This is a genomic window from Pantoea sp. PNT03 (assembly GCF_014852515.1).
Taxonomy (GTDB): Bacteria; Pseudomonadota; Gammaproteobacteria; order Enterobacterales; family Enterobacteriaceae; genus Pantoea; species Pantoea leporis.
On the sequence record NZ_JACVBT010000004.1, the window covers coordinates 12,972 to 34,714 of the forward strand.

The following is a 21,743-nucleotide window of genomic DNA, read 5'->3' on the forward strand; positions in this document are numbered from 1 at the left end:
CGTGCGGGGATTATCTGGGGAGAAGTTTACGCAACTTATTGTAACGCCACGCTAACAGCGCAATGGCCAGCACGGCGTAGATCACCGGCTGAGGGGAGAGCACTTTCACTGACCAGATATAGTGTATCGGCACGAGGATCGCGACCAGATAGACGCCGTTATGCAGCGTTTGCCAGCGACGACCCAGTTTGCGCTGCATGCGCTGGAATGAGGTGATGGCGAGGGCGAAGAGAATAATCCAGCTGATCATCCCCAGTAACAAATAAGGACGCGAAACCAGCTCGCTGCCGAGTAAACGCAGATGATCGTAGCCAAGTTCCAGCAGGTAGTAGCTGGTAAGGTGCAAACTGGCCCAGGCGAAACACCACACGCCGAGCAGGCGGCGAGTGCGAATCAGCAGCGGCTGTTTCAGGTAGCGTGTCAGCGGGCTGACCAGCAGCGTGGCGAGCAGCAACTTAAGCGCCATTCTGCCGGTAAAATGCTGGATATCTTTGGCCGGATCAGCGCTCAGCCAGCCCTGACTCGCTGCCATAAACAGATACACAAACGGCAGAAAAGCCGCCAGATGCAGCACGACTTTCAACGCAGTGATGTGACGTAAAGAGAGGCGCACTCAATAGTTCTCCCGTAAATCCAGGCCGCGATACAGCGACGCCACCTCTTTCGCGTAGCCGTTGAACAGCAGCGTAGGTTGGCGATCAACCTTCAGAATGCCGCCCGCACCGATAAAGCGCTCGGTTGCCTGCGACCAGCGCGGATGATTCACATGCGGGTTCACATTGGCGTAGAAACCATACTCATTGGCGGCGATCTGGCTCCAGGTCGTTGGCGGGCGATCGTGCGTCAGCGTAATCTTCACAATCGATTTAATCCCTTTAAAGCCATATTTCCACGGCACCGTCAGGCGAATCGGTGCGCCATTCTGCGGCGGCAGCGCTTTGCCATACACGCCGGTACTCAGCAGCGTCAGCGGATGCATCGCTTCATCAAGCCGCAAGCCTTCCACATAGGGATAATCCAGCCCGCCGCCGATAAAGCGATCTTTCTGACCCGGCATTTGGTCAGGTGCGTACAGCGTTTCAAACGCCACAAAGCGCGCATTGCTGGTGGGTTCAGCCAGTTTGAGCAGCTTGTTGAGTTCAAAACCGACCCACGGAATTACCATCGACCAGGCTTCGACACAGCGCATGCGGTAGATGCGCTGCTCCATGGCAAAACGCTTGAAGATGTCATCCATATCCAGCGTGATCGGTTTGGCAACTTCGCCTTCGATACGCAGCTTCCACGGATCGGTTTTCAGCGTGCCAGCGTTGGCAGCAGGATCGGCTTTATCAAGGCCAAATTCATAGAAGTTGTTATAACCTGACACCTTATCAAACGGCGTGAGCGGCAAATCGGCTTGCCATTCAGCCGGTTTAGTAAAATCTAAATCACGGCCAGCGGGCGCGGGCGGACGATCATTGCCTTTAAACCAGCTCAGCACATCGGCTTGCGCGGTGCCGGGTAAACTGGCTGCTGCTGCGCCTAATCCCAACGCTTTCAGCACCTGACGGCGGCGCATATTAAAGACGCTTTCTGGCGTGACGTCGGCTTCTGTGAGCAAGTGCTTCAGGTTCATGACGTTCTCCTGTGAATAGTAAATTATGACCAGCATGCTCAACTTCAGTGTCAGGCGCGAACTTGCGGGGAAAAATGTGAAATTTCCTGGCGCATCGCCCTCTTTGAGAATAGGACGAAAAAGCCCATAGCAAAGTCAGGCCATCACGGTTTAACGCTATACTCGCGCCGTAGCGCTTATCATGCTGTGTTATGTGCGATTTTGATGCCAGTCTGGCGCTGAATCACACCTTGATTTGTGCTATTTTGCTCAGGTTTGCGCCAGGGGTAAGCGTGGCGCCGACGGATTAACACCGTTCATAACCGCAGTGATGCAGGCACAGGGATGCGATTAACAACTAAATTTTCTGCGTTTATTACCTTATTAAGTTTACTGGCGATGATATTGATGCTGGTGGGCTGCGCTTTTAGTTTTATCTGGCTATCGCAGCAGCGCGTGGAAACGCGGATGCAAACGCTGGCGACTGAAGTGGATAAAGCACTGGCTTCACAATCGCCGCAGGAAATCACGCAGTGGCTGACGCGCATGATGCCGGTGGTCAATGCCGAACAGGTGCAACTGCTGAACGGCGATACGTTAGTGTTCAGTTTAGCCCGCCATGAAAATCCGATGTTAGAAGATGAGCCTAATCGCTTTGTGCAGTTCGATTTGCCCCTGACGCATTCGCCGGGCCTCGAACTGCGCGTGGTGGTGCTGGATCCGGCCAAAACGCTGTTTCGCTCCTTTACCGGCACTTATACGCTGGTGGTCCTGTTTACGGTCGTCGCGATCATGTGCGTGCTGCTGGTCATGACCAACCGTTGGCTCAAGCGGCGCTGGCAGGATATGGAACAGTTAGAAGCGCGCGCCGATCGCATTCTGACCGGTGAACGTCATTCGCAGGGTGACCATGCGGCGGAATGGCCGCCGAAAGCCAGTCGCGCCATCGATGCGCTTCTGGGCGATTTGCAGGAAGCGGGCGAGCAGCGTTTACGCATCGATACCTTAATTCGCACCTTTGCGGCGCAGGATCCGCGTACCGGCCTGAACAATCGTTTGTTCTTTGATAACCAATTGGCGACGTTGCTGGAAGATCAGGAAGATGTCGGCACGCACGGCGTGGTGATGATGGTGCGTCTGCCGGACCTCGATATGCTGCACGAAACCCTCGGCCCAACTCTGGTGGAAGAGTATCTGTTTGATTTGATTAATATGCTGTCGACCTTTGTGCTGCGCTATCCGGGCGCGCTGCTGGCGCGATATTTCCGCAGTGACTTCGCCGTCTTGCTGCCGCATCGCACTTTAAAAGAAGCCAACAGCATTGCCGATCAACTGATTAATGCCGTCGATTCACTGCCGCCGATGCGCATGGTCGATCGTGATGATTTGATCCACATCGGAATCAGCGCGTGGCGCAGCGGTCAGAGCGTGTCGCAGGTGATGGAAAATGTGGAGATGGCTACGCGGCGTGCGGCATTGCAGGGCGGTAATAGCTGGTCGGTTGGCGAAGGCAATACGCTGGATATGGGGCGCGGCAGTGTGCGCTGGCGGACCTTGCTGGAGAACACGCTCAATCGTGGTGGCCCGCGTCTATACCAAAAGCCGGCGGTGTTGCTGGATGGAAAAGTCCATCATCGTGAATTACTGACACGTGTGTTTGATGGCGACAAAGAAGTGGTGTCGGCTGAATTTATGCCGCTGGTATTGCAGCTGGGTATGACTGACAGCTGGGATCGTCAACTGGTGACGCGCATCGCGGCGCTCTCGGAGGTGTGGCCGGACGAAACTCTGGCACTTCCCGTGAATATTGATTCGCTGTTGCAGCGGCCTTTTCAGCGCTGGCTGCAAAAACTGCTGCTTCAGTGCAGCAAATCGCAAAGAAAACGTTTTTTATTTGAACTTGCTGAGGCCGACGTTTGTCAACACATCAGCCGTTTAGTGCCGGTTTTTCACATGTTAACCGCATTTGGCTGTCGCATTGCGGTGGATCAGGCCGGTTTGACGGTGGTGAGCAGCGCTTATATCAAACAATTCCCGATAGAAGTGATTAAACTTGCGCCGGGTTTGGTACGCAATATTGAACGACGCACCGAGAACCAGCTGTTTGTGCAAAGCTTGCTGGAAGTGTGTAAGTCATCACCAACTCAAGTTTTCGCCGCGGGTGTGCGAACACGCGCGGAGTGGCAAACGCTGTCGGGATTAGGTGTTTCGGGCGGGCAGGGCGATTTCTTTGCGCCCTCGTTGCCGGTCAACAGTAATGTAAAGAAACACTCGCAACGTTATCGAATTTAGACCTTCAGCGCGCGAAGTGCAGGCTGATGGCTGTTTTTATCGCTTATTAGTGCCGGAGCGCGCGATGCTGGCGGCTGGAAATGTTAGATTTTATGTCGAAATTCGCCGGCTAGCGCCGGGGCAATTTAGGTTAAAACGGCGTGTTAACGCCATTTAACTGCGGCAAAAGACCCTACGATCAGGCCAAAAAAGTATTCAGCGTATTTTTTCACCGAAGCCGAACGTTTTTGCGCCTTGTAGCGGCTTCGCGTGGTTGGTAAAGTAGGCGGATTTTATTTTCCGCCCCCAGCTTGCAGGATTATCCCTTAGTATGTTTAAAAAATTTCGTGGCATGTTTTCCAATGACTTGTCCATTGACTTGGGTACCGCGAATACCCTGATTTACGTGAAAGGACAAGGCATCGTGTTAAACGAGCCTTCTGTGGTTGCCATTCGTCAGGATCGTGCCGGCTCCCCAAAGAGCGTAGCGGCTGTCGGTCATGACGCTAAGCAGATGCTGGGCCGTACGCCGGGCAACATCGCTGCTATCCGTCCTATGAAAGATGGCGTTATCGCCGACTTCTTCGTTACCGAAAAAATGCTGCAGCACTTCATTAAGCAAGTGCATAGCAATAGCTTTATGCGTCCAAGCCCGCGTGTGCTGGTCTGCGTACCGGTGGGTGCGACCCAGGTTGAGCGTCGCGCCATCCGTGAATCTGCACAGGGTGCAGGCGCACGCGAAGTGTTCCTGATTGAAGAGCCAATGGCGGCGGCGATTGGTGCAGGTCTGCCGGTTTCTGAAGCAACCGGTTCTATGGTGGTGGATATCGGTGGTGGTACCACTGAAGTAGCAGTGATCTCGCTGAACGGCGTGGTTTACTCCTCTTCTGTGCGTATTGGTGGTGACCGCTTCGATGAAGCTATCATTAATTATGTTCGCCGCAACTACGGTTCACTGATTGGTGAAGCGACTGCAGAGCGTATCAAGCATGGTATCGGTTCTGCTTATCCGGGCGATGAAGTACACGAGATTGAAGTTCGCGGCCGTAACCTGGCAGAAGGTGTGCCACGTGGCTTTACCCTGAACTCGAACGAGATTCTTGAAGCGCTGCAGGAACCGCTGACCGGCATCGTGAGCGCGGTGATGGTTGCACTGGAACAGTGCCCGCCAGAGCTGGCCTCTGACATCTCCGAGCGCGGTATGGTGCTGACCGGAGGTGGCGCATTGCTGCGTAACCTCGATCGCCTGCTGATGGAAGAGACCGGTATTCCGGTAGTCGTGGCAGAAGATCCGCTGACCTGCGTAGCACGCGGCGGTGGTAAAGCGTTGGAAATGATCGACATGCATGGCGGCGATTTGTTCAGCGAGGAGTAATTCCTCAACGGCTGAGGCCCTGGTCAAATTGCGCAGGGAATAGCGCCTATGCTGACGCTGCTGCTGCAACGCACGACGGCGAAATGCGTCCAGCCCTGAGGCGTTGGTGATTTAGGCTAACGCTTCTTCCCTGATGTCGAGGAACACGCAGAATTTATGAAGCCGATTTTTAGCAGGGGACCTTCCCTGCAGTTGCGCCTCTTTCTGGCAGTCATTGTGGCTATCGCGATTATTATCGCCGATAGCCGCGTGAGCTCCTTTTCCCAGATCCGCAACTACCTGGACACATCGGTCAGTCCATTTTATTTTTTGGCCAACGGGCCAAGACAACTTCTTGATGGCGTTTCCGAAACCCTGGCGTCACGTCAGCAATTGGAACTGGAAAATAAAGCACTGCGCCGTGAGCTCTTCCTGAAAAACAGTGACTTGCTGATGCTGGGGCAATATAAGCAGGAAAACGCGCGTCTGCGCGAACTGCTTGGCTCGCCGCTGCGCCAGGATGAGCACAAGATGGTGACGCAGGTGATCTCCACCGGCACCGATCCTTATACCGATCAGGTGGTTATCGACAAAGGCAGCGTAAACGGCGTTTACGAAGGCCAGCCGGTGATCAGTGATAAAGGTGTAGTCGGTCAGGTGGTCGCGGTCGGTCAGGTGACCAGTCGCGTACTGCTGATTTGCGACGCGTCGCATGCGTTGCCGATTCAGGTGCTGCGTAATGATATTCGTGTTATAGCCGCCGGTAATGGCTGCAGCGAAGATCTGCAGCTGGAGCATCTACCGGGCAACACCGATATTCGCGTGGGCGATGTGTTAGTCACGTCTGGCCTGGGCGGCCGCTTCCCGGAAGGTTATCCGGTTGGCGTGGTCTCTTCGGTGAAAGTCGATACGCAGCGCGCTTACACGGTGATTCAGGCGCGTCCAGCCGCTGGCTTGCAGCGATTGCGCTATCTGCTGCTGCTGTGGGGCGCGGATCGCAACGGCGTCGCACCGATGGCACCGGACGAAGTGCACCGCGTGGCCAACGAACGTTTAATGCAGATGATGCCGCAGGTGCTGCCGCCAGCAGGCGAAATGGGCCCACCGGCACCGGATACTTTGCAGTCTTCGCAGCAAATGGGGCCACCGCAACCCGCTAACAGCAGTCGTTCGCAAGGGAATTCTGCGAACACACGCGGAGGCCAGCCTTGAGTCGATATCGCAGCCAGGGCCGATGGGTTATCTGGCTGTCCTTTCTGATTGCCCTCATCCTGCAAATCATGCCGTGGCCGGAACAGATCTATATGTTCCGGCCATCATGGCTGTTGCTGATCCTCATTTATTGGGTGCTGGCGCTGCCGCATCGGGTGAATGTTGGCACCGGTTTTTGTCTTGGTGCCATTATGGATCTGGTGGCGGGTTCAACGCTGGGCGTGCGCGCATTAGCCTTTAGCATCATCGCGTATCTGGTGGCCTTTAAATTTCAGTTATTCCGAAACTTAGCGTTGTGGCAGCAGGCATTAATGGTTATGGTGCTGTCCCTTGCGGTGGATGTGATTGTTTTCTGGGCAGAATTCCTGGTGATCAACGTCTCTTTCCGCCCGGAAATCTTCTGGAGTAGCGTGGTCGACGGCGTCCTGTGGCCCTGGCTATTCTTATTGATGAGAAAGATTCGCCGTCAATTCGCTGTTCAGTAAGGAATACTATGATAAGCCTGTACCTCGCATCCGGTTCACCGCGTCGACGTGAGCTGTTAACGCAGCTTGGTCTGCAATTTGAACGCCTGATTACCCACGTAGAAGAGCAGCGTCAGCCTGAAGAAGCGGCTGACGCTTACGTGCGTCGTCTGGCGTCAGATAAGGCGCGCGCGGGCGTCGCGGTGGCACCGCAGGATCTGCCGGTGCTGGGTGCTGATACCATCGTGGTACTGAACGGTGAAGTACTGGAAAAACCGCAGGATGCCGCGCACGCCGCCGCGATGCTGAGCAAGCTGTCGGGACAAACTCATCAGGTGATGACTGCGGTGGCGCTGGCCGATACGCAGCGTGAGCTGGATTGTCTGGTGACCACGGACGTGACCTTCCGCACGATGACGGCGGAGGAAATTTCGCACTATATTGCCAGTGGCGAGCCGATGGATAAAGCCGGCGCGTACGGAATTCAGGGCCTTGGCGGCAATTTTGTCCGCAAGATTAATGGAAGTTATCACGCCGTGGTGGGATTGCCGCTGGTTGAGACCGGTGAGCTGCTGAGTCATTTTCAGTCACTGCGGGCGTTAAGGGGACAAGATGACGGCTGAACTGCTGGTAAATGTGACACCTTCGGAAACCCGTGTTGCCTACATTGATGGCGGCATTCTGCAGGAAATCCACATTGAGCGTGAAGCACGACGTGGCATCGTGGGCAACATCTATAAAGGACGCGTCAGTCGCGTCTTACCTGGCATGCAGGCGGCCTTTGTCGATATCGGCATGGAAAAAGCCGCCTTTCTGCACGCTTCCGACATCATGCCGCACACCGAGTGCGTAGCGGGTGATGAGAAGAAAAATTTTGTAGTGCGCGACATTGGCGAGCTGGTGCGTCCCGGCCAGGATCTGATGGTGCAGGTGGTGAAAGATCCGCTGGGCACCAAAGGTGCGCGCCTCACCACCGACATTACCTTGCCCTCGCGCTATCTGGTGTTTATGCCTGGCGCGTCACATGTCGGCGTCTCGCAGCGTATTGAGAGCGAAGCCGAGCGCGAACGACTGAAAACGGTGGTTGCTGCGCACTGTGACGATCTCGGCGGCTTTATTATTCGTACCGCTGCGGAAGGCATTGGTTCAGAAGAGTTGTCGCAGGATGCCGCTTTCCTGAAACGTTTGTGGACCAAAGTCAGCGAGCGTAAAAAGCGTAATCAGACGCGCTGCCTGCTGTACGGTGAGCTGGCGTTAGCGCAGCGCGTACTGCGAGATTTCGCCGGTGCCGCGCTGGATCGCATTCGCGTGGACTCACGTTTGACCTGCGATTTGCTGGTGGAATTCACCAGCGAATATATTCCGGAAATGGCCAGCAAGCTGGAGCTTTACAGCGGCAAACAGCCGATTTTTGATCTGTTCGACGTTGAGAACGAAATCCAGCGTTCGCTGGAGCGTAAGGTCGAGCTAAAATCCGGCGGCTATCTGATTATCGATCAAACCGAAGCCATGACCACGGTGGATATCAACACCGGCGCGTTTGTCGGACACCGCAATCTCGACGAGACCATCTTCAACACCAATATTGAAGCGACGCAAGCGATCGCGCGTCAGCTGCGACTGCGCAACCTCGGCGGCATCATCATTATCGATTTCATCGACATGAGTAACGACGAGCATCGCCGCCGCGTACTGCATTCGCTGGAGAGCGCGCTGAGCAAAGATCGGGTGAAAACCGGCATCAATGGTTTCTCGGCGCTCGGTTTGGTGGAGATGACGCGTAAACGCACGCGTGAAAGTATTGAACATGTGCTGTGCGCCGATTGCCCGGTGTGTAAAGGGCGCGGCACCTTGAAAACGGTGGAAACCGTCTGCTATGAGATCATGCGTGAAATTGTGCGCGTGCATCACGCCTACGATTCCGACCGTTTCCTGGTGTACGTTTCCCCGGCGGTGGGCGACGCGTTAAAGGGCGAAGAGTCACACGCGCTGGCGGAAGTGGAGATCTTCGTCGGTAAACAGGTCAAAGTTCATGTTGAACCGCTCTATACCCAAGAGCAGTTTGATGTCGTCATGATGTGATTTTGAGGTTGAGTTCCGCAAGCCAACGGACAGCAAGGAGAGGTGTGTGAGGCGGTTGCCGAGGATTTTGTTACTGCTGCTCGCCGCAATCATCGTAATTGTGGCGCTGCTGGTCAGCGGGTTGCGCCTCGTGATGCCGCACCTCAACAGTTATCGCAGTGATATTCTGCAGACGATTTCACGCGTCAGCGGCGTCACGGTGACGGCCAGCGAACTGCAGGGCAAATGGGAGAATTTTGGCCCGACGCTGCAGATGCGCAATCTCAACGTCGCGATGCAGGAAGATGGGCAACTGACCATCGGCCGCGTCAATCTGGCGCTCAACGTGTGGCAATCGCTGCTGCACTGGCGCTGGCAATTCCGCGATCTCACCTTCTGGCAGCTGCATCTCGAAACCAATCATCCGCTGTTCACCAGCGACGAACAGAAGAACAGCTTCAAACCGGCGCAAATCAACGATCTGTTTTTGCGTCAGTTCGACCACTTCGATCTGCGCGACAGCAGCATCCGTTTTCTGACGCCGTCCGGCCAGCATGCTGAACTGGCGATTCCGCGCCTTACCTGGCTGAACGAAAATACCCGTCACCGCGCCGAGGGCGAAGTGAGCCTCTCCAGTTTTACCGGCCAGCATGGCGTGGTGCAGGTGCGACTTGATCTCAACGACAGCAACGGCTTACTCAGCGATGGCCGCATTTGGATGCAGGCCGATGATGTGGATGTGCGACCGTGGATTGGTCCGTGGCTGCGTGATAACACCAGCCTTGAAAGCGCGCGCTTCAGTCTGGCCGCGTGGGCAAATTTGCGTGATGGCGATCTTTACGCCGGTGATTTGCTGTTGAGCAAAGGTGGCGCGCGCTGGCGCGGCGAGCAGGGCGATCATCAATTAGAGGTTGATGGCTTAACCGCGCACTTGTCGCGCTACCAGAATGGCTGGAGCCTTTCGGTACCGCAAACCCGCTTGAGAACGGATGGCATCGCATGGGCGCCAGGACATTTTTCCCTGCTGTGGAAGCCGGAAGATAAGCAGATGCTCGGCGCCAACAGTGCGTCGGAGATGCGCGTGCGTGCCACGCAGCTGGATTTAGAACGTCTGGCGCCCATCGTTCCGCTGTTTGCACCGCTTTCCCCAACCTTGCTGGATAACTGGCGTGCGCTGCAGCCGCGCGGCCACATTGATGCGCTGGCGCTGGATATCCCGCTGCAGCAGCCTGAGCAAACGCGTTTGCAGGTGAAATGGCGCGATCTCGCCTGGCAACAGTGGGAATTACTGCCGGGTATCAGCAATCTCAGCGGGAGCGCCAGCGGTAGCTTAAACAACGGCTTGCTGGATGTGGCGATGGGCCAGGCGGAAGTACCGTACGGCGATATGTTCCCGGCTCCGCTGCAGATTAAACAGATCACTGGCCAGCTCAACTGGCTGCGCGATGCTAACGGCTTAACGCTGGATGGACATCAGCTGGATGTGCAGGCCCGTTCGCTGTGGGCACGCGGCGATTTCCGCTACCAGCAGAATTTGGGTAGCGCGCCGCGCCTCGATATTCTCGCCGGAATTCGCGTTACCGATGCTGGCGATGCGTGGCGTTATTTCCCGCAGCAGCTGATGGGTCACGATCTTACTCACTATCTCAGTGACGCGATTAAAGGTGGGCAGGTGGATAACGCCACGCTGCTGTTTGCTGGCGATCCCTCGCTGTTCCCGTTCAAACACAATGACGGCATGTTTGAAGTTTGGGTTCCGCTGCGCAATGCCACCTTCCAGTTCCAGCCAGGCTGGCCTGCGCTGGAAAACCTCGACATCAATCTCGATTTCCTCAACAACGGTTTGTGGATGAAAGCCGATAAAACCCGGCTCGGCGAGGTTGATGCGCGCAATGTCAGCGCGGTGATTCCGGATTACCTGAAAGAGAAGTTGATCATCGATGGTGACATCAGCGGCGAAGGCAAAAAAATCGCTGACTATTTCGAGCAAACGCCGCTGAAACCGACGCTCGGCGCGGCGCTGCAGGAGCTACAGATTGGCGGCAATGTGCGCGGCACGTTGAATCTTGATATTCCACTGGATGGCGAGCAGGTGCACGCCAGCGGCAATGTGGTGCTGAACAACAACAGCCTGCATATCAAGCCGTTAAATACCACGCTAAACAATCTCACCGGCCGCTTCCGTTACAACAACGGCAATCTGGAGAGTGAAGAGCTGCAGGCCAACTGGTTCGGGCAGCCAACCGGCGTGAGTTTCAGCACGAAAGAGAATCCCAACGATTTTGGCGTGAACGTCAAACTGCTGGGCGATTGGCAGCCAGGTAAACTCAAGGTGCTGCCGGATGCCATCACGCGCCAGTTAGACGGTTCTTTACCGTGGCAGGGCAATGTGGATATCACGCTGCCGCATAAAGGTGGCGCAACCTACAAAGTTGCACTGCAAGGCGAGGGCAAAGCAGTAAGCAGTCACTTACCTGCACCGCTGGATAAAGCGGCTGGTGAAGCGATGCCGATTACCATCAACGCGGATGGCGATCTGAAAGGCTTTACCTTGAGCGGCAGCGTGCGCGAGCGCCATCGTTTCAATAGCCGCTGGATTCTGGAGCCGCAGCTGCGCGTTGATCGCGGGATCTGGCTGAATGATGCGAAAAGCACACCGAAGCTGCCGGAAAAGCGCGGCATGGAGCTGAATCTCCCGCCGCTGAACGGCGAAGCCTGGATGGGGATGATGGCTGGCGCGGGCAGTGCGCGTAACGCTCAGGGCGAGCCGGAAGTGGGCGGCGCGGCGCTGCCGGGCGACTTTATTCTGCGCACACCGGCGCTGACGCTTGGTGGTCAGCAATGGCACGACGTTAACGCTACCGTTACGCAGGGGCCAGCCGGCAATACCCACTTGCAGCTGGAGAGCCGTGAAGCACGTGGCAGTTTGCAGACGGCGCAGCGCTCTCCGTGGCAGATCAACCTGAGCTATCTTTACTACAATCCTGAATGGGCTGAGAAAAGCGATGGAAAATCATCGCCGTTTGGCGGCAACAGCAGCAACATCAACTTCAGCAGCTGGCCAGCGTTGCAGCTCAACTGTGATGAGTGCTGGATTCGCGGGCAGAAGTTTGGCCATATGCAGGCGAAGTTACAGCCGCAAGGCGATACGTTAGCACTCACTAACGCCTCGATTGATTCTGGCAGCTCAAAATTAAATGTGGCGGGGGAATGGGTGAATAAACCCGGCGATCAGCGCACTTCGCTGAAGGGCAGCCTGAGCGGCGACAACATCAATGATGCGGCTAACTGGTTTGGCATGAATACGCCGCTGCGCGATGCACCGTTTAAACTCGATTACGATCTGCACTGGCGTTCTGCGCCGTGGCAGCCATCGGAAGAGACGCTAAGCGGTACGCTGAAAACCCACTTTGGCAAAGGTGAGATCGCCGATGTGAATACCGGTCGCGCCGGGCAGTTACTGCGCCTGTTTAGCTTTGATGCCTTGCTACGCAAGATGCGCTTCGATTTCAGCGACACTTTTAGTGACGGTTTCTATTTCGATTCGATCAATGGCACCGCGTGGATTGAAAACGGTGTGATGCGTACCGATAACCTGCTGGTGGATGGCCTGGAAGCGGATATCGCCATGAAGGGCAACATCGATTTGGTGAAGCGTCAGATCGACATGGAAGCGGTGGTCGCCCCGGAAATCTCCGCGTCGGTTGGCGTCGCCACTGCATTCGTCATCAATCCGGTGGTCGGTGCTGCGGTCTTCGCCGCCAGCAAAGTGCTGGGACCGCTGTGGAATAAGATTTCACTGTTGCGTTACCACATCAGCGGACCGCTGGATAAGCCGGAAATCAATGAAGTACTGCGCAAACCGCGTGAAGACGAGAAGAAGTGAATTTGACGCCGTCGGGTAATTGCCGCAGGCTATGACTATCCGAGCACATAATGAGTGAGAAACGATGACTCTGAATCTGGTAAGTGAGCAGTTGCTAACTGCGAACAGCATTAATCAGCAGGACCTTTATTCCCTGTTAGGGCAGCTTTCAGAACGTCGTCTGGATTATGCCGATCTCTATTTCCAGTCCAGTTTCCACGAATCCTGGGTGCTGGAAGACAAAATTATTAAAGATGGTTCCTACCATATCGATCAGGGCGTGGGCGTCCGCGCCGTGAGCGGTGAGAAAACCGGTTTCGCCTACGCTGACCAGATTTCCCTGAATGCACTGCGTCAGTCGTCTGAAGCGGCGCGCAGCATCGTGCGTGAACAAGGCAACGGCAAAGCGCATACCTTATCGGCGGTGCTGAACCGTTCGTTGTATGCGCCCGTTAATCCGCTGGATAGCCTGACGCGCGAAGACAAAATTGCCCTGCTGCACCGTGTTGATAAAGTGGCGCGTGCTGCCGATCCACGTGTGCAGGAAGTGAATGCCAGTCTGAGCGGTGTTTACGAACAGGTGCTGGTCGCCGCAACTGACGGCACGCTGGCCGCAGATATTCGTCCGCTGGTGCGTCTTTCCATCAGCGTGCAGGTGGAAGATCAGGGTAAACGCGAACGTGGCTCAAGCGGCGGCGGCGCGCGTACCGGTTATGAATTCTTCCTCGCTGATGAGAGCGGTGATGTGCGTGCCGATGCCTGGGCGCGCGAAGCGGTGCGCATGGCGCTGGTCAATCTCTCCGCCGTGGCGGCACCCGCTGGCATGTTGCCGGTGGTGCTGGGCGCAGGTTGGCCGGGTGTGCTGCTGCACGAAGCAGTTGGACACGGTCTGGAAGGTGACTTCAACCGTCGTGCGACATCGGTATTCAGCGGCAAAATGGGCCAGCTGGTGGCTTCAGAGCTGTGTACCGTGGTTGACGATGGCACCATTGAAGGTCTGCGCGGTTCGCTGGCGGTCGATGATGAAGGCGTGCCGGGCCAGTACAACATGCTGATCGAAAATGGCGTGCTGAAAGGCTACATGCAGGACAAGCTGAATGCGCGCCTGATGGGCGTCAACCCAACTGGCAATGGTCGCCGTGAATCTTACGCGCACCTGCCAATGCCGCGCATGACCAATACTTACATGCTGGCAGGCAAATCGACGCCGCAAGATATCATCGAAAGCGTGGAGTTCGGCATTTACGCGCCAAACTTCGGCGGCGGCCAGGTTGATATTACGTCCGGCAAGTTCGTGTTCTCCACCTCAGAAGCTTATCTGATCGAGAACGGCAAAGTAACGACGCCCGTAAAAGGCGCCACGCTGATTGGCTCCGGCATCGAAGCGATGCAGCAGATCTCGATGGTCGGCAACGATCTGGCGCTGGATAAAGGCGTCGGCGTATGCGGTAAAGAGGGACAAAGCGTGCCGGTTGGCGTGGGTCAGCCAACGCTGAAGCTGGATAAAATCACCGTAGGTGGTACCGCCTAACGTTGTCAGGTCGCCATGTATGGCGACCTGAACATCTGCCCTCAACCTTTCCGATGCTGCTGATACTGCTGCGCTACCTGCCTGAAATACTCGGTCAGATAATCAATGCACACCTGCACTTTCAGCGGCAGCTTGTCTTTCTCAGTATAGAGCGCATAGACCGGGCGCGGCTCCGAGTGATATTGCGGGAACAGAATATCGATCTCCCCCGCATTGATCTCATCAATCACCCACATCAACGGCACATAGGCGATACCGCAACCTGCTTTCAGCCAGCGTATCAGCGTCTGCGAATCGTTGGTGACGAAACGGCCTTGCGGCGTAAGGCGGGTAACCAATCCTTCCGGCGCAACCAGTTCAAAAGTGTTATCCGGCCGCACGCTATATTCCAGCCACGAAAAATTATCGATCTCGCTGGGTTTTTCCGGCGTGCCATGCTGCGCCAGATAGCTCTTCGCCGCGCACACCACCATCGGCATTGCACCCAGCCGACGCGAGAACAAGTTCGAATCCTGCAGCGCGCCCACGCGCACCACCAAATCCAAACCGTTGGCAATCAAATCGGGAGCAGGAATGCCCGTCACCAGATTGACGCCCAAACCCGGATATTCGCGTAACATTTCGCTGGTCATCGCTGATAACACATTCTGCGCCATCGTCGATGAGCAGCCGATCCGTAGAATACCGATCGGCGTGTTGTTAAAGGCGTACAGCTGCTCGTGTACCTGCGACGCCTCCGCCAGCATGCGGCGACAGCCCTGAAAATAGATCTTTCCGGCCTCAGTCAAGCCAATGCTGCGCGTGCTGCGATTAAGCAATTTAACCTGTAACTCATCTTCCAGTTTGGCGACAATCTGGCTGATAGACGAAACGCTAAGCTGTAGCTGGCGCGCCGCGGCGGTAAATGAACCCAATTCAACCACTTTGGCGAAAATGGACATGCTTTTAAGTCGATCCATTGTTTACTCTGGCTAAAAAGTGATTTAGCTCACAATATGTAGAAAACGTATAGTCAAGCGCGTTACTATACGCGCGCTGGGTCTCTTCACTGCACCTGAACACGGCTGTGTTAGCCCGATGATACGCTATGATTAGCTCAACGCGGCCTGAATGTTGCCATCAGTTTATCCGTCATCCCCTGATCGTAAACCCAACGTGCTATACGGCACGTGGGCAGGTATCGGTGCAATCCGGTAAGGTCGAACTAAGGATCCGAAATGAGTGTGCTTCCGGTATTTGTCGTATTCGGGCTGAGTTTTCCGCCCATCTTCATTGAACTACTGGTTTCACTGGCGCTGTTCTGGCTGGTGAAACGCGTGCTAACGCCTAGCGGGATCTACGATCTGGTTTGGCATCCGGCACTGTTTAACACTGCGCTGTATTGCTGCGTGTTTTACCTTGTATCCCGTTTATTCGTCTGAGGTTTTTTAAGTGAAAGCGCTAATAAGAAAAATCGCGCGATACGCGATTACACTCCTGCTGGTTGTCATCGCCATCGTGATCATCTTCCGCGCCTGGGTGTTCTACACCGAATCACCGTGGACGCGTGATGCCAAATTCTCTGCCGATGTGGTGGCGATCTCGCCTGACGTCACCGGCATCATCACTGACGTGCCGGTGCACGACAACCAGCTGGTGAAAAAAGGCGACACGCTGTTTGTGGTTGACCGTCCGCGCTACCAAAAAGCGCTGGACGAAGCCCAGGCGGATGTCGAGTATTACCAGGCGTTAGTGAGTGAAAAACGCCGTGAAGCCAGTCGCCGCAATCAGTTGGGTACCAGCGCCATGTCGCGTGAAGCGATTGAGCAATCCAATAACGATCTGCAAACCACCGAGCATCAGCTGGCGAAGTCTGTGGCCACGCGCGACCTGGCGGTGATCGACCTCGATCGCACCACTATCAAAGCGCCATCTGACGGCTGGGTCACCAACCTCAATGTCTATCAGGGCGAATTCATCACGCGCGGCTCGGTAGCCGTGGCGCTGGTGCAACAGCACTCCTTCTATGTGCTGGCCTATATGGAAGAGACCAAGCTGGATGGCGTGCGTCCGGGCTTCCGCGCGCAAATCACGCCGTTGGGGAGCAACGCGGTACTGCGCGGCACCGTTGACAGCATCGCGGCGGGCGTAACCAACAGCAGCAGCACCAGCGACAGCAAAGGCATGGCAACCATCGACTCGAATCTGGAGTGGGTGCGTCTGGCGCAGCGTGTGCCGGTGCGTATTCGTCTCGACGAGCAACCGGGCAACCGCTTCCCGGCGGGGACCACGGCGACGGTGGTGATCACCGGTGCGCAGGATCGCAAAACCAAAGTCTCGCCGCTGGCACAGTTGTTCAATCGCCTGCGTGAGTTTGGTTAAGCGAGGGCGATATGATTGAGTTTTTGCGTTTCCCGGTGAAGCTCACCTTCGCGCTGGTTGCGGCGTTGATGATTGGCTTTCACTTCAATCTGGAAACGCCGCGTTGGGCGGTGATGACCGCCGGCATCGTGGCCGGTGGTACCGCCTTTGCTGCGGGGGGCGATCCCTATTCTGGCGCGCTGCGCTATCGCGGCATTCTGCGCATCATCGGTACTTTTATTGGCTGTATCGCCGCGCTCACCATCATGATTGCCACGGTGCGCGCGCCGGTGGTGATGCTGCTGCTGTGCTGTATGTGGGCCGGCATGTGCGTGTGGCTCTCTTCGCTGATCAAAGTCGAAAACTCCTATGCGTTGGGCCTTGCCGGTTACACCGCGCTGATCATCGTGGTGACGGCGGATGCCAGCGGCGGCTTAACGCTGGCTCCGCAGTACGCGGTTGAGCGCTGCAGTGAAATCGTCATCGGTATTCTGTGTGCCATCCTCGCCGACATGTTGTTCTCGCCGCGTTCGATCAAAAAAGTGATTGAGCAGGAAGTGGATGCGCTGCTGGTGGCGCACTACAAATTGCTGCAGCTGTGCGTCGCGCATGAAGACAAAGAGGAAGTGGATAAAGCCTGGAGCGCGTTAGTGCGTCGCACCACGGCACTCAACGGCATGCGCGGCCAGCTGATGATGGAATCCTCACGCTGGAAAAACTCCAGCCGCCGCCTGCAAATGCTCAACACCTTATCGCTGACGCTGATCACGCAGGCCGCCGAAACTTTCCTGATTCAAAACTCGCGTCCGGAATACATTCCACCGCACTATCGTTTGCTGATCGAAAAAGAGGTCAACAGCGTCAACGATGTGCATAAGCGCATGAAGGTGATGCGTCGCCTGATTGGCGTGAGCAGCAAAACCGTGCCGGTGACGCTGGCGAGTTGGGTCGGCGCGGCCACTGAATATCTGCTGCTGATTAACGGCATTAAAAGTAATAGCCGCATCACCACGCTGGAAGAGAGCATTCTGCAGCGTGAGGTAGTGATTCAGGCGCGCTCTGCGGAAACCCATCACGCGATGATCAACGGTATACGTACATTCGTCGCCACCGCGCTGGGATCGCTGTTCTGGCTGTATACCGGCTGGACATCAGGCAGCGGCTGCATGGTGATGCTGGCGGTGATTACCGCGCTGGCGATGCGTATGCCGAGTCCGCTGATGATGGCGAAAGACTTCCTTTACGGCATGACGGTTGCGGTGCCGCTCGGCGCGCTCTACTTCATCTTTATTCTGCCCGCGACCCAGCAAAGTGCGCTGCTGTTGTGTATCGCCATCGGCGCGCTGGGTTTTATCGGCGGCATCTTCGTGCAGCGTCGTCAGTTGGGTACGCTGGGGGCGTTGATTGGTACCATCAACGTGCTGGTGCTGGATAACCCGATGAAGTTCGAGTTCAACGTATTCCTCGATAACGTGTTGGGCCAGGTGATTGGCTGCTTTGTAGCGATGATGGTGATTCTGCTGATTCGCGATAAATCCAAAGAGCGTACCGGACGTAAACTGCTGAATCGCTTTATGTATGCCGCAGTTGCTGCGCTGACCACTAATCAGGCGCGTCGTCGTGAAAACCACTTGCCGGCGCTGTATCAGCAATTGTTTTTGTTGCTCAACCTGTTCCCCGGCGATATCGATAAATACCGTATCGCGCTGACGCTGATTATCGGCCATCAACGCCTGCGCAATGCCGAAGTGCCGGTGAATGCAGAGTTATCGGCCTATCACCGCCAGCTGCGCTACACCGCCGATCGCATTATCTCCGCGACCAGCGATGATAAGCGGCGCTATTACTTCGAGCGGCTGCTGAAGGAGCTGGATGTGTATCAGGAGAAGCTGCAGCACTATGCTGCGCCTGATAACGTCACCGAGCCGGTGAAACGGCTGGCACTGATGCTGGATAAGTATCAGAACACCTTAATACAAATCTGAAACTGGCCGCTGCAACCTGCAGCGGCCTTTTAGATCCCACGCTGACACAAAAACCTCTGATATTGGCATCTATACTTTCCTGACAGGACGCAAACTGACAGGAGAAAACCGATGTCCACTTCCCTGCAACAACACGAATTATTCAAGACCGGCTATTTTGCTGATGGTCAATGGCATAACGCCAGCGCCACCTTTGAGGTGACCAATCCTGCCACCGGCGAAGTTATCGCTAACGTGGCGAAAGCCGGCCAGCAAGAAACCGAACAGGCGATTGCCGCCGCGCAGCGTGCGTTTCCCGCCTGGCGCGATAAAACCGCCAAGGCGCGTGCCGAAATCCTCTATCGCTGGTATCAGCTGATCATCGAGAATAAAAGATGGCTCGGCCAGTTGATGACGGCCGAGCAGGGTAAACCGCTTAAAGAAGCCGAAGGTGAAGTGGAATACGCCGCCAGCTTTATTCAGTGGTTTGCCGAGCAGGCGAAACGCGCCAACGGTGAAATCATCCCGCCGGCTAAACCAGGCTCGCGCATTCTGGCGACGCGGGAACCAATTGGTGTGGTCGCGGCGATCACGCCGTGGAATTTCCCAATGGCGATGCTGACGCGCAAACTTGGCCCCGCATTGGCCGCGGGCTGTACCGGCATCATCAAACCCGCTAACAACACACCGCTGAGCGCCTTCGCGTTGCTGGCGCTGGCGCAGAAAGCCGGTGTGCCTGATGGTGTACTCAATGCGGTGGCGGGCGATACGCATGCCATCAGCGACGCGATTATGGCCAGCAAGGCGGTGCGCAAAATCTCCTTTACCGGTTCCACCGCGGTGGGCAAAACGCTGATGCGTAATGCGGCTGAGACCATGAAAAAAGTCTCGATGGAGTTAGGCGGCAACGCGCCCTATATCGTGTTTGATGATGCCGATATTGATGCGGCGGTGCAGGGCGCGATTGCCAACAAATTCCGCAACGCCGGACAGGTATGCGTCAGCGTCAACCGCTTCTATGTGCACAACGCGGTGTACGATCGCTTCGTTAATCAATTGGCCGATGCGGTGGGCAAACTAAAAGTCGGAAATGGCGTGGAAGAAGGGGTGATCGTTGGCCCGCTGATTGAGCCGTCCGCGCTGGAGAAAGTGGAGGAGCACGTCAAAGATGCATTGAGTAAAGGCGGCAAATTGCTGGTCGGCGGCGAACGTCATCCTCTTGGCGGCAACTTCTGGCAACCAACGGTGATTGGCGAAGCGCATGAAGAGATGAAGCTGGCGCAGGAAGAGACGTTTGGTCCGGTTGCGGCCTGCTTCCGCTTTGACGATGAAGCCGAGGTGATTGCGCGCGCTAACAATACCGAATTTGGCCTGGCGGCTTACTTCTACACGCAGAATCTGCAACGGGTGTTCCGCGTCTCAGCGGCGCTGGAAGCGGGCATGATCGGCATTAACGAATGCGCGGTATCCACTGAGCTGGCACCGTTTGGCGGCGTGAAAGAGTCTGGACTGGGACGCGAAGGATCGGTGTTGGGGATGGAAGAGTATCTGGAAGTTAAAGCGTTGCACCTCGGCGGACTCAGCTAGCCGCAACAACCAAGAGGGCGTCATGATGAGAACCGAGCGTTTCGATTTCGACGAGATTGTCGATCAAGCCCATTTTTATCGACAGTTTAGCGATCGTTTTGCGTTAGCCGATCTCGCCATCAACGATCTTGACGATCTTTGGAATGCGATTGTCGGTGAGCAACTGCCGTTGCCGCTGGAGATTGAATTTGTAAATCTGGGGAAAGGGCAGAAACGCCGGTATGGCGCATTAATCCTGCTATTTGATGAAGCAGAAGAGGAGCTGGAAGGCCAGCTCCGCTTCAATATAAAGTAAAAAGGGCCCCGGCGAGCGGGGCCAAAGGGTTCGTCTTAATTGACGAGGAATTACTTATACAGCTCAGCTGTCACGTGGTAGCTGTCGCCGGTTTTCGCTTCAATCACTTTGTAAGCGCTGGCACCTTGCTCATCCGCTTTCTGAGAAAGCTCGGCACGATAGTCCATTGGCGAACCGCCGGTTCCGCTGATTGAAATGGTGCTGCCGGTAGGTTGCAGATTCTGCGCCTGTTGTTCGGTGACCAGTTGTGCTGCAGAAGCACCAAAGGCGAACAGGGAAAGCAGAGTAGCAGTTGCGATGGTTGTTTTGATTTTCATAATTTTCTCCTCGTTTAATCAACAACCTGCGGCAGAAAAGGGGTGGCGGGTCGTCGATCTATTGCCTGCGCCATCAAGGCACCGGACGTTCAATTAGTGATTATTTGTACAGTTCAGCAGTTACGTGGAAAGTATCGCCACGGTTGCTTTCGATGATGCGGTAATGGCTGGCACCCTGCGCATCGGCTTTCTGTGACAGTTCCTGACGCACGTTGGTTTGGTCGCCGTCAACACCGCTCACGCTGATGGTTTGGTTCAGAGATTGCAGCTGTTCAGCTTGTTGGTTTGAAACCAGGCTGGCGGCACTCGCGCCAAAAGAAAGAACAGAAGCCAGGCCCAGTACTGCGATAGCTAATTTGGTTTTCATGATTCACTCTCCTGAAATGGGGGCCGGCAACCTGAGAGGCAAGAGCGTCTCAAACGGGTCGCCGTTCACATTGCTTTTTAAGTCAATAACTTATTTGTACAGCTCAGCGGTTGCGTGGTAGCTGTCACCGGTATTCGCCTCAACCACGCGATAGGCTTTAGCACCTTGCTGGTCGGCTTTATCGTTTAACTGCTGACGGATATCCATTGGAGAACCGCCCACGCCGCTGACGCTGATGGTGCCCGCAGGTTGCAGATTCGCTGCCTGTTCGGCATTAATAGAATCTGCTGCAAAAGCACCAAATGACAGGGCAGAGAGAACACTTAAAGTCGCGATAGTAGTTTTAACGTTCATGATAATTTTCCTCGTCGTCTATTTTTATCTTTTTCTTTCGTGTGATTTGCATCACGAAAACAAGTATAGATCTAATCACCCATGAAATTAATACCGAGCTAATAATGTTTGGTTGTAATTCTTTATCCTTATGGCACTTTTTTAGAACCTGAAGTTATAAAAAA

The 21,743-nt window shown here is 55.4% G+C and carries 19 protein-coding genes; 13 read left to right on the top strand and 6 right to left on the bottom strand.

The annotated features are described in order from the left end of the window. Positions 1-10: 10 nt before the first annotated feature. The gene (msrQ, locus tag IB226_RS14595) at positions 11-613 is read right to left on the bottom strand and encodes a protein-methionine-sulfoxide reductase heme-binding subunit MsrQ (protein WP_101762836.1); all 603 of its coding nucleotides are present in this window, start codon (positions 611-613) and stop codon (positions 11-13) included. Next, entirely contained in the window at positions 614-1,618 is a 1,005-nt protein-coding gene (gene msrP / locus IB226_RS14600) for a protein-methionine-sulfoxide reductase catalytic subunit MsrP (RefSeq protein ID WP_101762837.1), read from the bottom strand. It abuts the gene before it with no gap. A 324-nt stretch (positions 1,619-1,942) separates the two neighbouring features. Here msrP and csrD point away from each other — a divergent pair, with 324 nt between their 5' ends. The 8 genes from csrD (at position 1,943) to tldD (ending at position 14,355) form a co-directional block, all read left to right on the top strand. After that, positions 1,943-3,889 carry an RNase E specificity factor CsrD gene (csrD, locus tag IB226_RS14605; protein ID WP_137386621.1) on the top strand — a complete coding sequence of 649 codons (1,947 nt, stop codon included), beginning with the start codon at positions 1,943-1,945 and terminating at the stop codon, positions 3,887-3,889. Between the two features lie 310 nt (positions 3,890-4,199). Continuing rightward, a complete protein-coding gene (gene mreB / locus IB226_RS14610) occupies positions 4,200-5,243 on the top strand; it encodes a rod shape-determining protein MreB (RefSeq protein ID WP_007891976.1) in 1,044 nt (347 codons plus the stop codon). Between the two features lie 156 nt (positions 5,244-5,399). Further along, complete coding sequence (gene mreC, locus IB226_RS14615) at positions 5,400-6,434, top strand: rod shape-determining protein MreC (RefSeq protein ID WP_008101989.1); 1,035 nt, start codon at positions 5,400-5,402, stop codon at positions 6,432-6,434. Continuing rightward, complete coding sequence (mreD, locus tag IB226_RS14620) at positions 6,431-6,919, top strand: rod shape-determining protein MreD (protein WP_101762839.1); 489 nt, start codon at positions 6,431-6,433, stop codon at positions 6,917-6,919. Before mreC ends, mreD begins: the two co-directional genes overlap by 4 nt. An 8-nt stretch (positions 6,920-6,927) precedes the next feature. Then, positions 6,928-7,521, top strand: coding sequence for a nucleoside triphosphate pyrophosphatase (locus tag IB226_RS14625; protein ID WP_101762840.1), 594 nt, complete (start codon positions 6,928-6,930; stop codon positions 7,519-7,521). Next, positions 7,511-8,980, top strand: a complete 1,470-nt coding sequence (gene rng, locus IB226_RS14630) for a ribonuclease G (RefSeq protein ID WP_101762841.1) — start codon at positions 7,511-7,513, stop codon at positions 8,978-8,980. Before IB226_RS14625 ends, rng begins: the two co-directional genes overlap by 11 nt. Before the next feature lie 46 nt (positions 8,981-9,026). Then, complete coding sequence (yhdP, locus tag IB226_RS14635) at positions 9,027-12,845, top strand: AsmA2 domain-containing protein YhdP (protein ID WP_192236100.1); 3,819 nt, start codon at positions 9,027-9,029, stop codon at positions 12,843-12,845. A gap of 64 nt (positions 12,846-12,909) precedes the next feature. Then, positions 12,910-14,355, top strand: a complete 1,446-nt coding sequence (gene tldD / locus IB226_RS14640) for a metalloprotease TldD (protein ID WP_192236102.1) — start codon at positions 12,910-12,912, stop codon at positions 14,353-14,355. 41 nt (positions 14,356-14,396) lie between these two features. Here tldD and aaeR read toward each other — a convergent pair whose 3' ends face one another. Beyond that, the gene (aaeR, locus tag IB226_RS14645; RefSeq protein ID WP_101762846.1) at positions 14,397-15,314 is read right to left on the bottom strand and encodes an HTH-type transcriptional activator AaeR; all 918 of its coding nucleotides are present in this window, start codon (positions 15,312-15,314) and stop codon (positions 14,397-14,399) included. A gap of 258 nt (positions 15,315-15,572) precedes the next feature. Between aaeR and aaeX the strand changes: the two genes are divergently transcribed. The 5 genes from aaeX (at position 15,573) to IB226_RS14670 (ending at position 20,541) form a co-directional block, all read left to right on the top strand. After that, positions 15,573-15,776 carry a p-hydroxybenzoic acid efflux pump operon protein AaeX gene (aaeX, locus tag IB226_RS14650; RefSeq protein ID WP_021508145.1) on the top strand — a complete coding sequence of 68 codons (204 nt, stop codon included), beginning with the start codon at positions 15,573-15,575 and terminating at the stop codon, positions 15,774-15,776. A 10-nt stretch (positions 15,777-15,786) separates the two neighbouring features. Continuing rightward, positions 15,787-16,716 (top strand): p-hydroxybenzoic acid efflux pump subunit AaeA, encoded by a 930-nt coding sequence (aaeA, locus tag IB226_RS14655; RefSeq protein WP_192236104.1) that lies wholly within the window; start codon positions 15,787-15,789, stop codon positions 16,714-16,716. Between the two features lie 11 nt (positions 16,717-16,727). Beyond that, positions 16,728-18,680 (top strand): p-hydroxybenzoic acid efflux pump subunit AaeB, encoded by a 1,953-nt coding sequence (gene aaeB / locus IB226_RS14660; RefSeq protein WP_192236105.1) that lies wholly within the window; start codon positions 16,728-16,730, stop codon positions 18,678-18,680. 111 nt (positions 18,681-18,791) lie between these two features. Then, the gene (locus tag IB226_RS14665) at positions 18,792-20,246 is read left to right on the top strand and encodes an NAD-dependent succinate-semialdehyde dehydrogenase (RefSeq protein WP_192236107.1); all 1,455 of its coding nucleotides are present in this window, start codon (positions 18,792-18,794) and stop codon (positions 20,244-20,246) included. Positions 20,247-20,271: 25 nt separating this feature from the next. After that, positions 20,272-20,541, top strand: coding sequence for a hypothetical protein (locus tag IB226_RS14670; RefSeq protein ID WP_192236529.1), 270 nt, complete (start codon positions 20,272-20,274; stop codon positions 20,539-20,541). A gap of 50 nt (positions 20,542-20,591) precedes the next feature. On the opposite strand, the gene yhcN (IB226_RS14675) is transcribed toward IB226_RS14670, so the two are convergent. From yhcN (IB226_RS14675) to yhcN (IB226_RS14685), 3 genes are all read right to left on the bottom strand, one after another. Continuing rightward, positions 20,592-20,858, bottom strand: coding sequence for a peroxide/acid stress response protein YhcN (gene yhcN, locus IB226_RS14675; protein WP_008101968.1), 267 nt, complete (start codon positions 20,856-20,858; stop codon positions 20,592-20,594). 100 nt (positions 20,859-20,958) lie between these two features. Next, positions 20,959-21,225, bottom strand: coding sequence for a YdgH/BhsA/McbA-like domain containing protein (locus tag IB226_RS14680; RefSeq protein WP_007891990.1), 267 nt, complete (start codon positions 21,223-21,225; stop codon positions 20,959-20,961). A 90-nt stretch (positions 21,226-21,315) separates the two neighbouring features. Next, complete coding sequence (gene yhcN / locus IB226_RS14685) at positions 21,316-21,579, bottom strand: peroxide/acid stress response protein YhcN (RefSeq protein WP_101762851.1); 264 nt, start codon at positions 21,577-21,579, stop codon at positions 21,316-21,318. Positions 21,580-21,743 lie beyond the last annotated feature (164 nt).

What these genes read in the sequence shown, in the direction of transcription:
- msrP (WP_101762837.1), bottom strand. Translation starts at nt 1,618, where the DNA reads ATGAACCTGAAGCACTTGCTCACAGAAGCCGACGTCACGCCAGAAAGC.
- csrD (WP_137386621.1), top strand. Translation starts at nt 1,943, where the DNA reads ATGCGATTAACAACTAAATTTTCTGCGTTTATTACCTTATTAAGTTTA.
- mreB (WP_007891976.1), top strand. Translation starts at nt 4,200, where the DNA reads ATGTTTAAAAAATTTCGTGGCATGTTTTCCAATGACTTGTCCATTGAC.
- mreC (WP_008101989.1), top strand. Translation starts at nt 5,400, where the DNA reads ATGAAGCCGATTTTTAGCAGGGGACCTTCCCTGCAGTTGCGCCTCTTT.
- IB226_RS14625 (WP_101762840.1), top strand. Translation starts at nt 6,928, where the DNA reads ATGATAAGCCTGTACCTCGCATCCGGTTCACCGCGTCGACGTGAGCTG.
- rng (WP_101762841.1), top strand. Translation starts at nt 7,511, where the DNA reads ATGACGGCTGAACTGCTGGTAAATGTGACACCTTCGGAAACCCGTGTT.
- tldD (WP_192236102.1), top strand. Translation starts at nt 12,910, where the DNA reads ATGACTCTGAATCTGGTAAGTGAGCAGTTGCTAACTGCGAACAGCATT.
- aaeR (WP_101762846.1), bottom strand. Translation starts at nt 15,314, where the DNA reads ATGGATCGACTTAAAAGCATGTCCATTTTCGCCAAAGTGGTTGAATTG.
- aaeX (WP_021508145.1), top strand. Translation starts at nt 15,573, where the DNA reads ATGAGTGTGCTTCCGGTATTTGTCGTATTCGGGCTGAGTTTTCCGCCC.
- aaeB (WP_192236105.1), top strand. Translation starts at nt 16,728, where the DNA reads ATGATTGAGTTTTTGCGTTTCCCGGTGAAGCTCACCTTCGCGCTGGTT.
- IB226_RS14665 (WP_192236107.1), top strand. Translation starts at nt 18,792, where the DNA reads ATGTCCACTTCCCTGCAACAACACGAATTATTCAAGACCGGCTATTTT.
- IB226_RS14670 (WP_192236529.1), top strand. Translation starts at nt 20,272, where the DNA reads ATGAGAACCGAGCGTTTCGATTTCGACGAGATTGTCGATCAAGCCCAT.
- yhcN (WP_008101968.1), bottom strand. Translation starts at nt 20,858, where the DNA reads ATGAAAATCAAAACAACCATCGCAACTGCTACTCTGCTTTCCCTGTTC.
- IB226_RS14680 (WP_007891990.1), bottom strand. Translation starts at nt 21,225, where the DNA reads ATGAAAACCAAATTAGCTATCGCAGTACTGGGCCTGGCTTCTGTTCTT.
- yhcN (WP_101762851.1), bottom strand. Translation starts at nt 21,579, where the DNA reads ATGAACGTTAAAACTACTATCGCGACTTTAAGTGTTCTCTCTGCCCTG.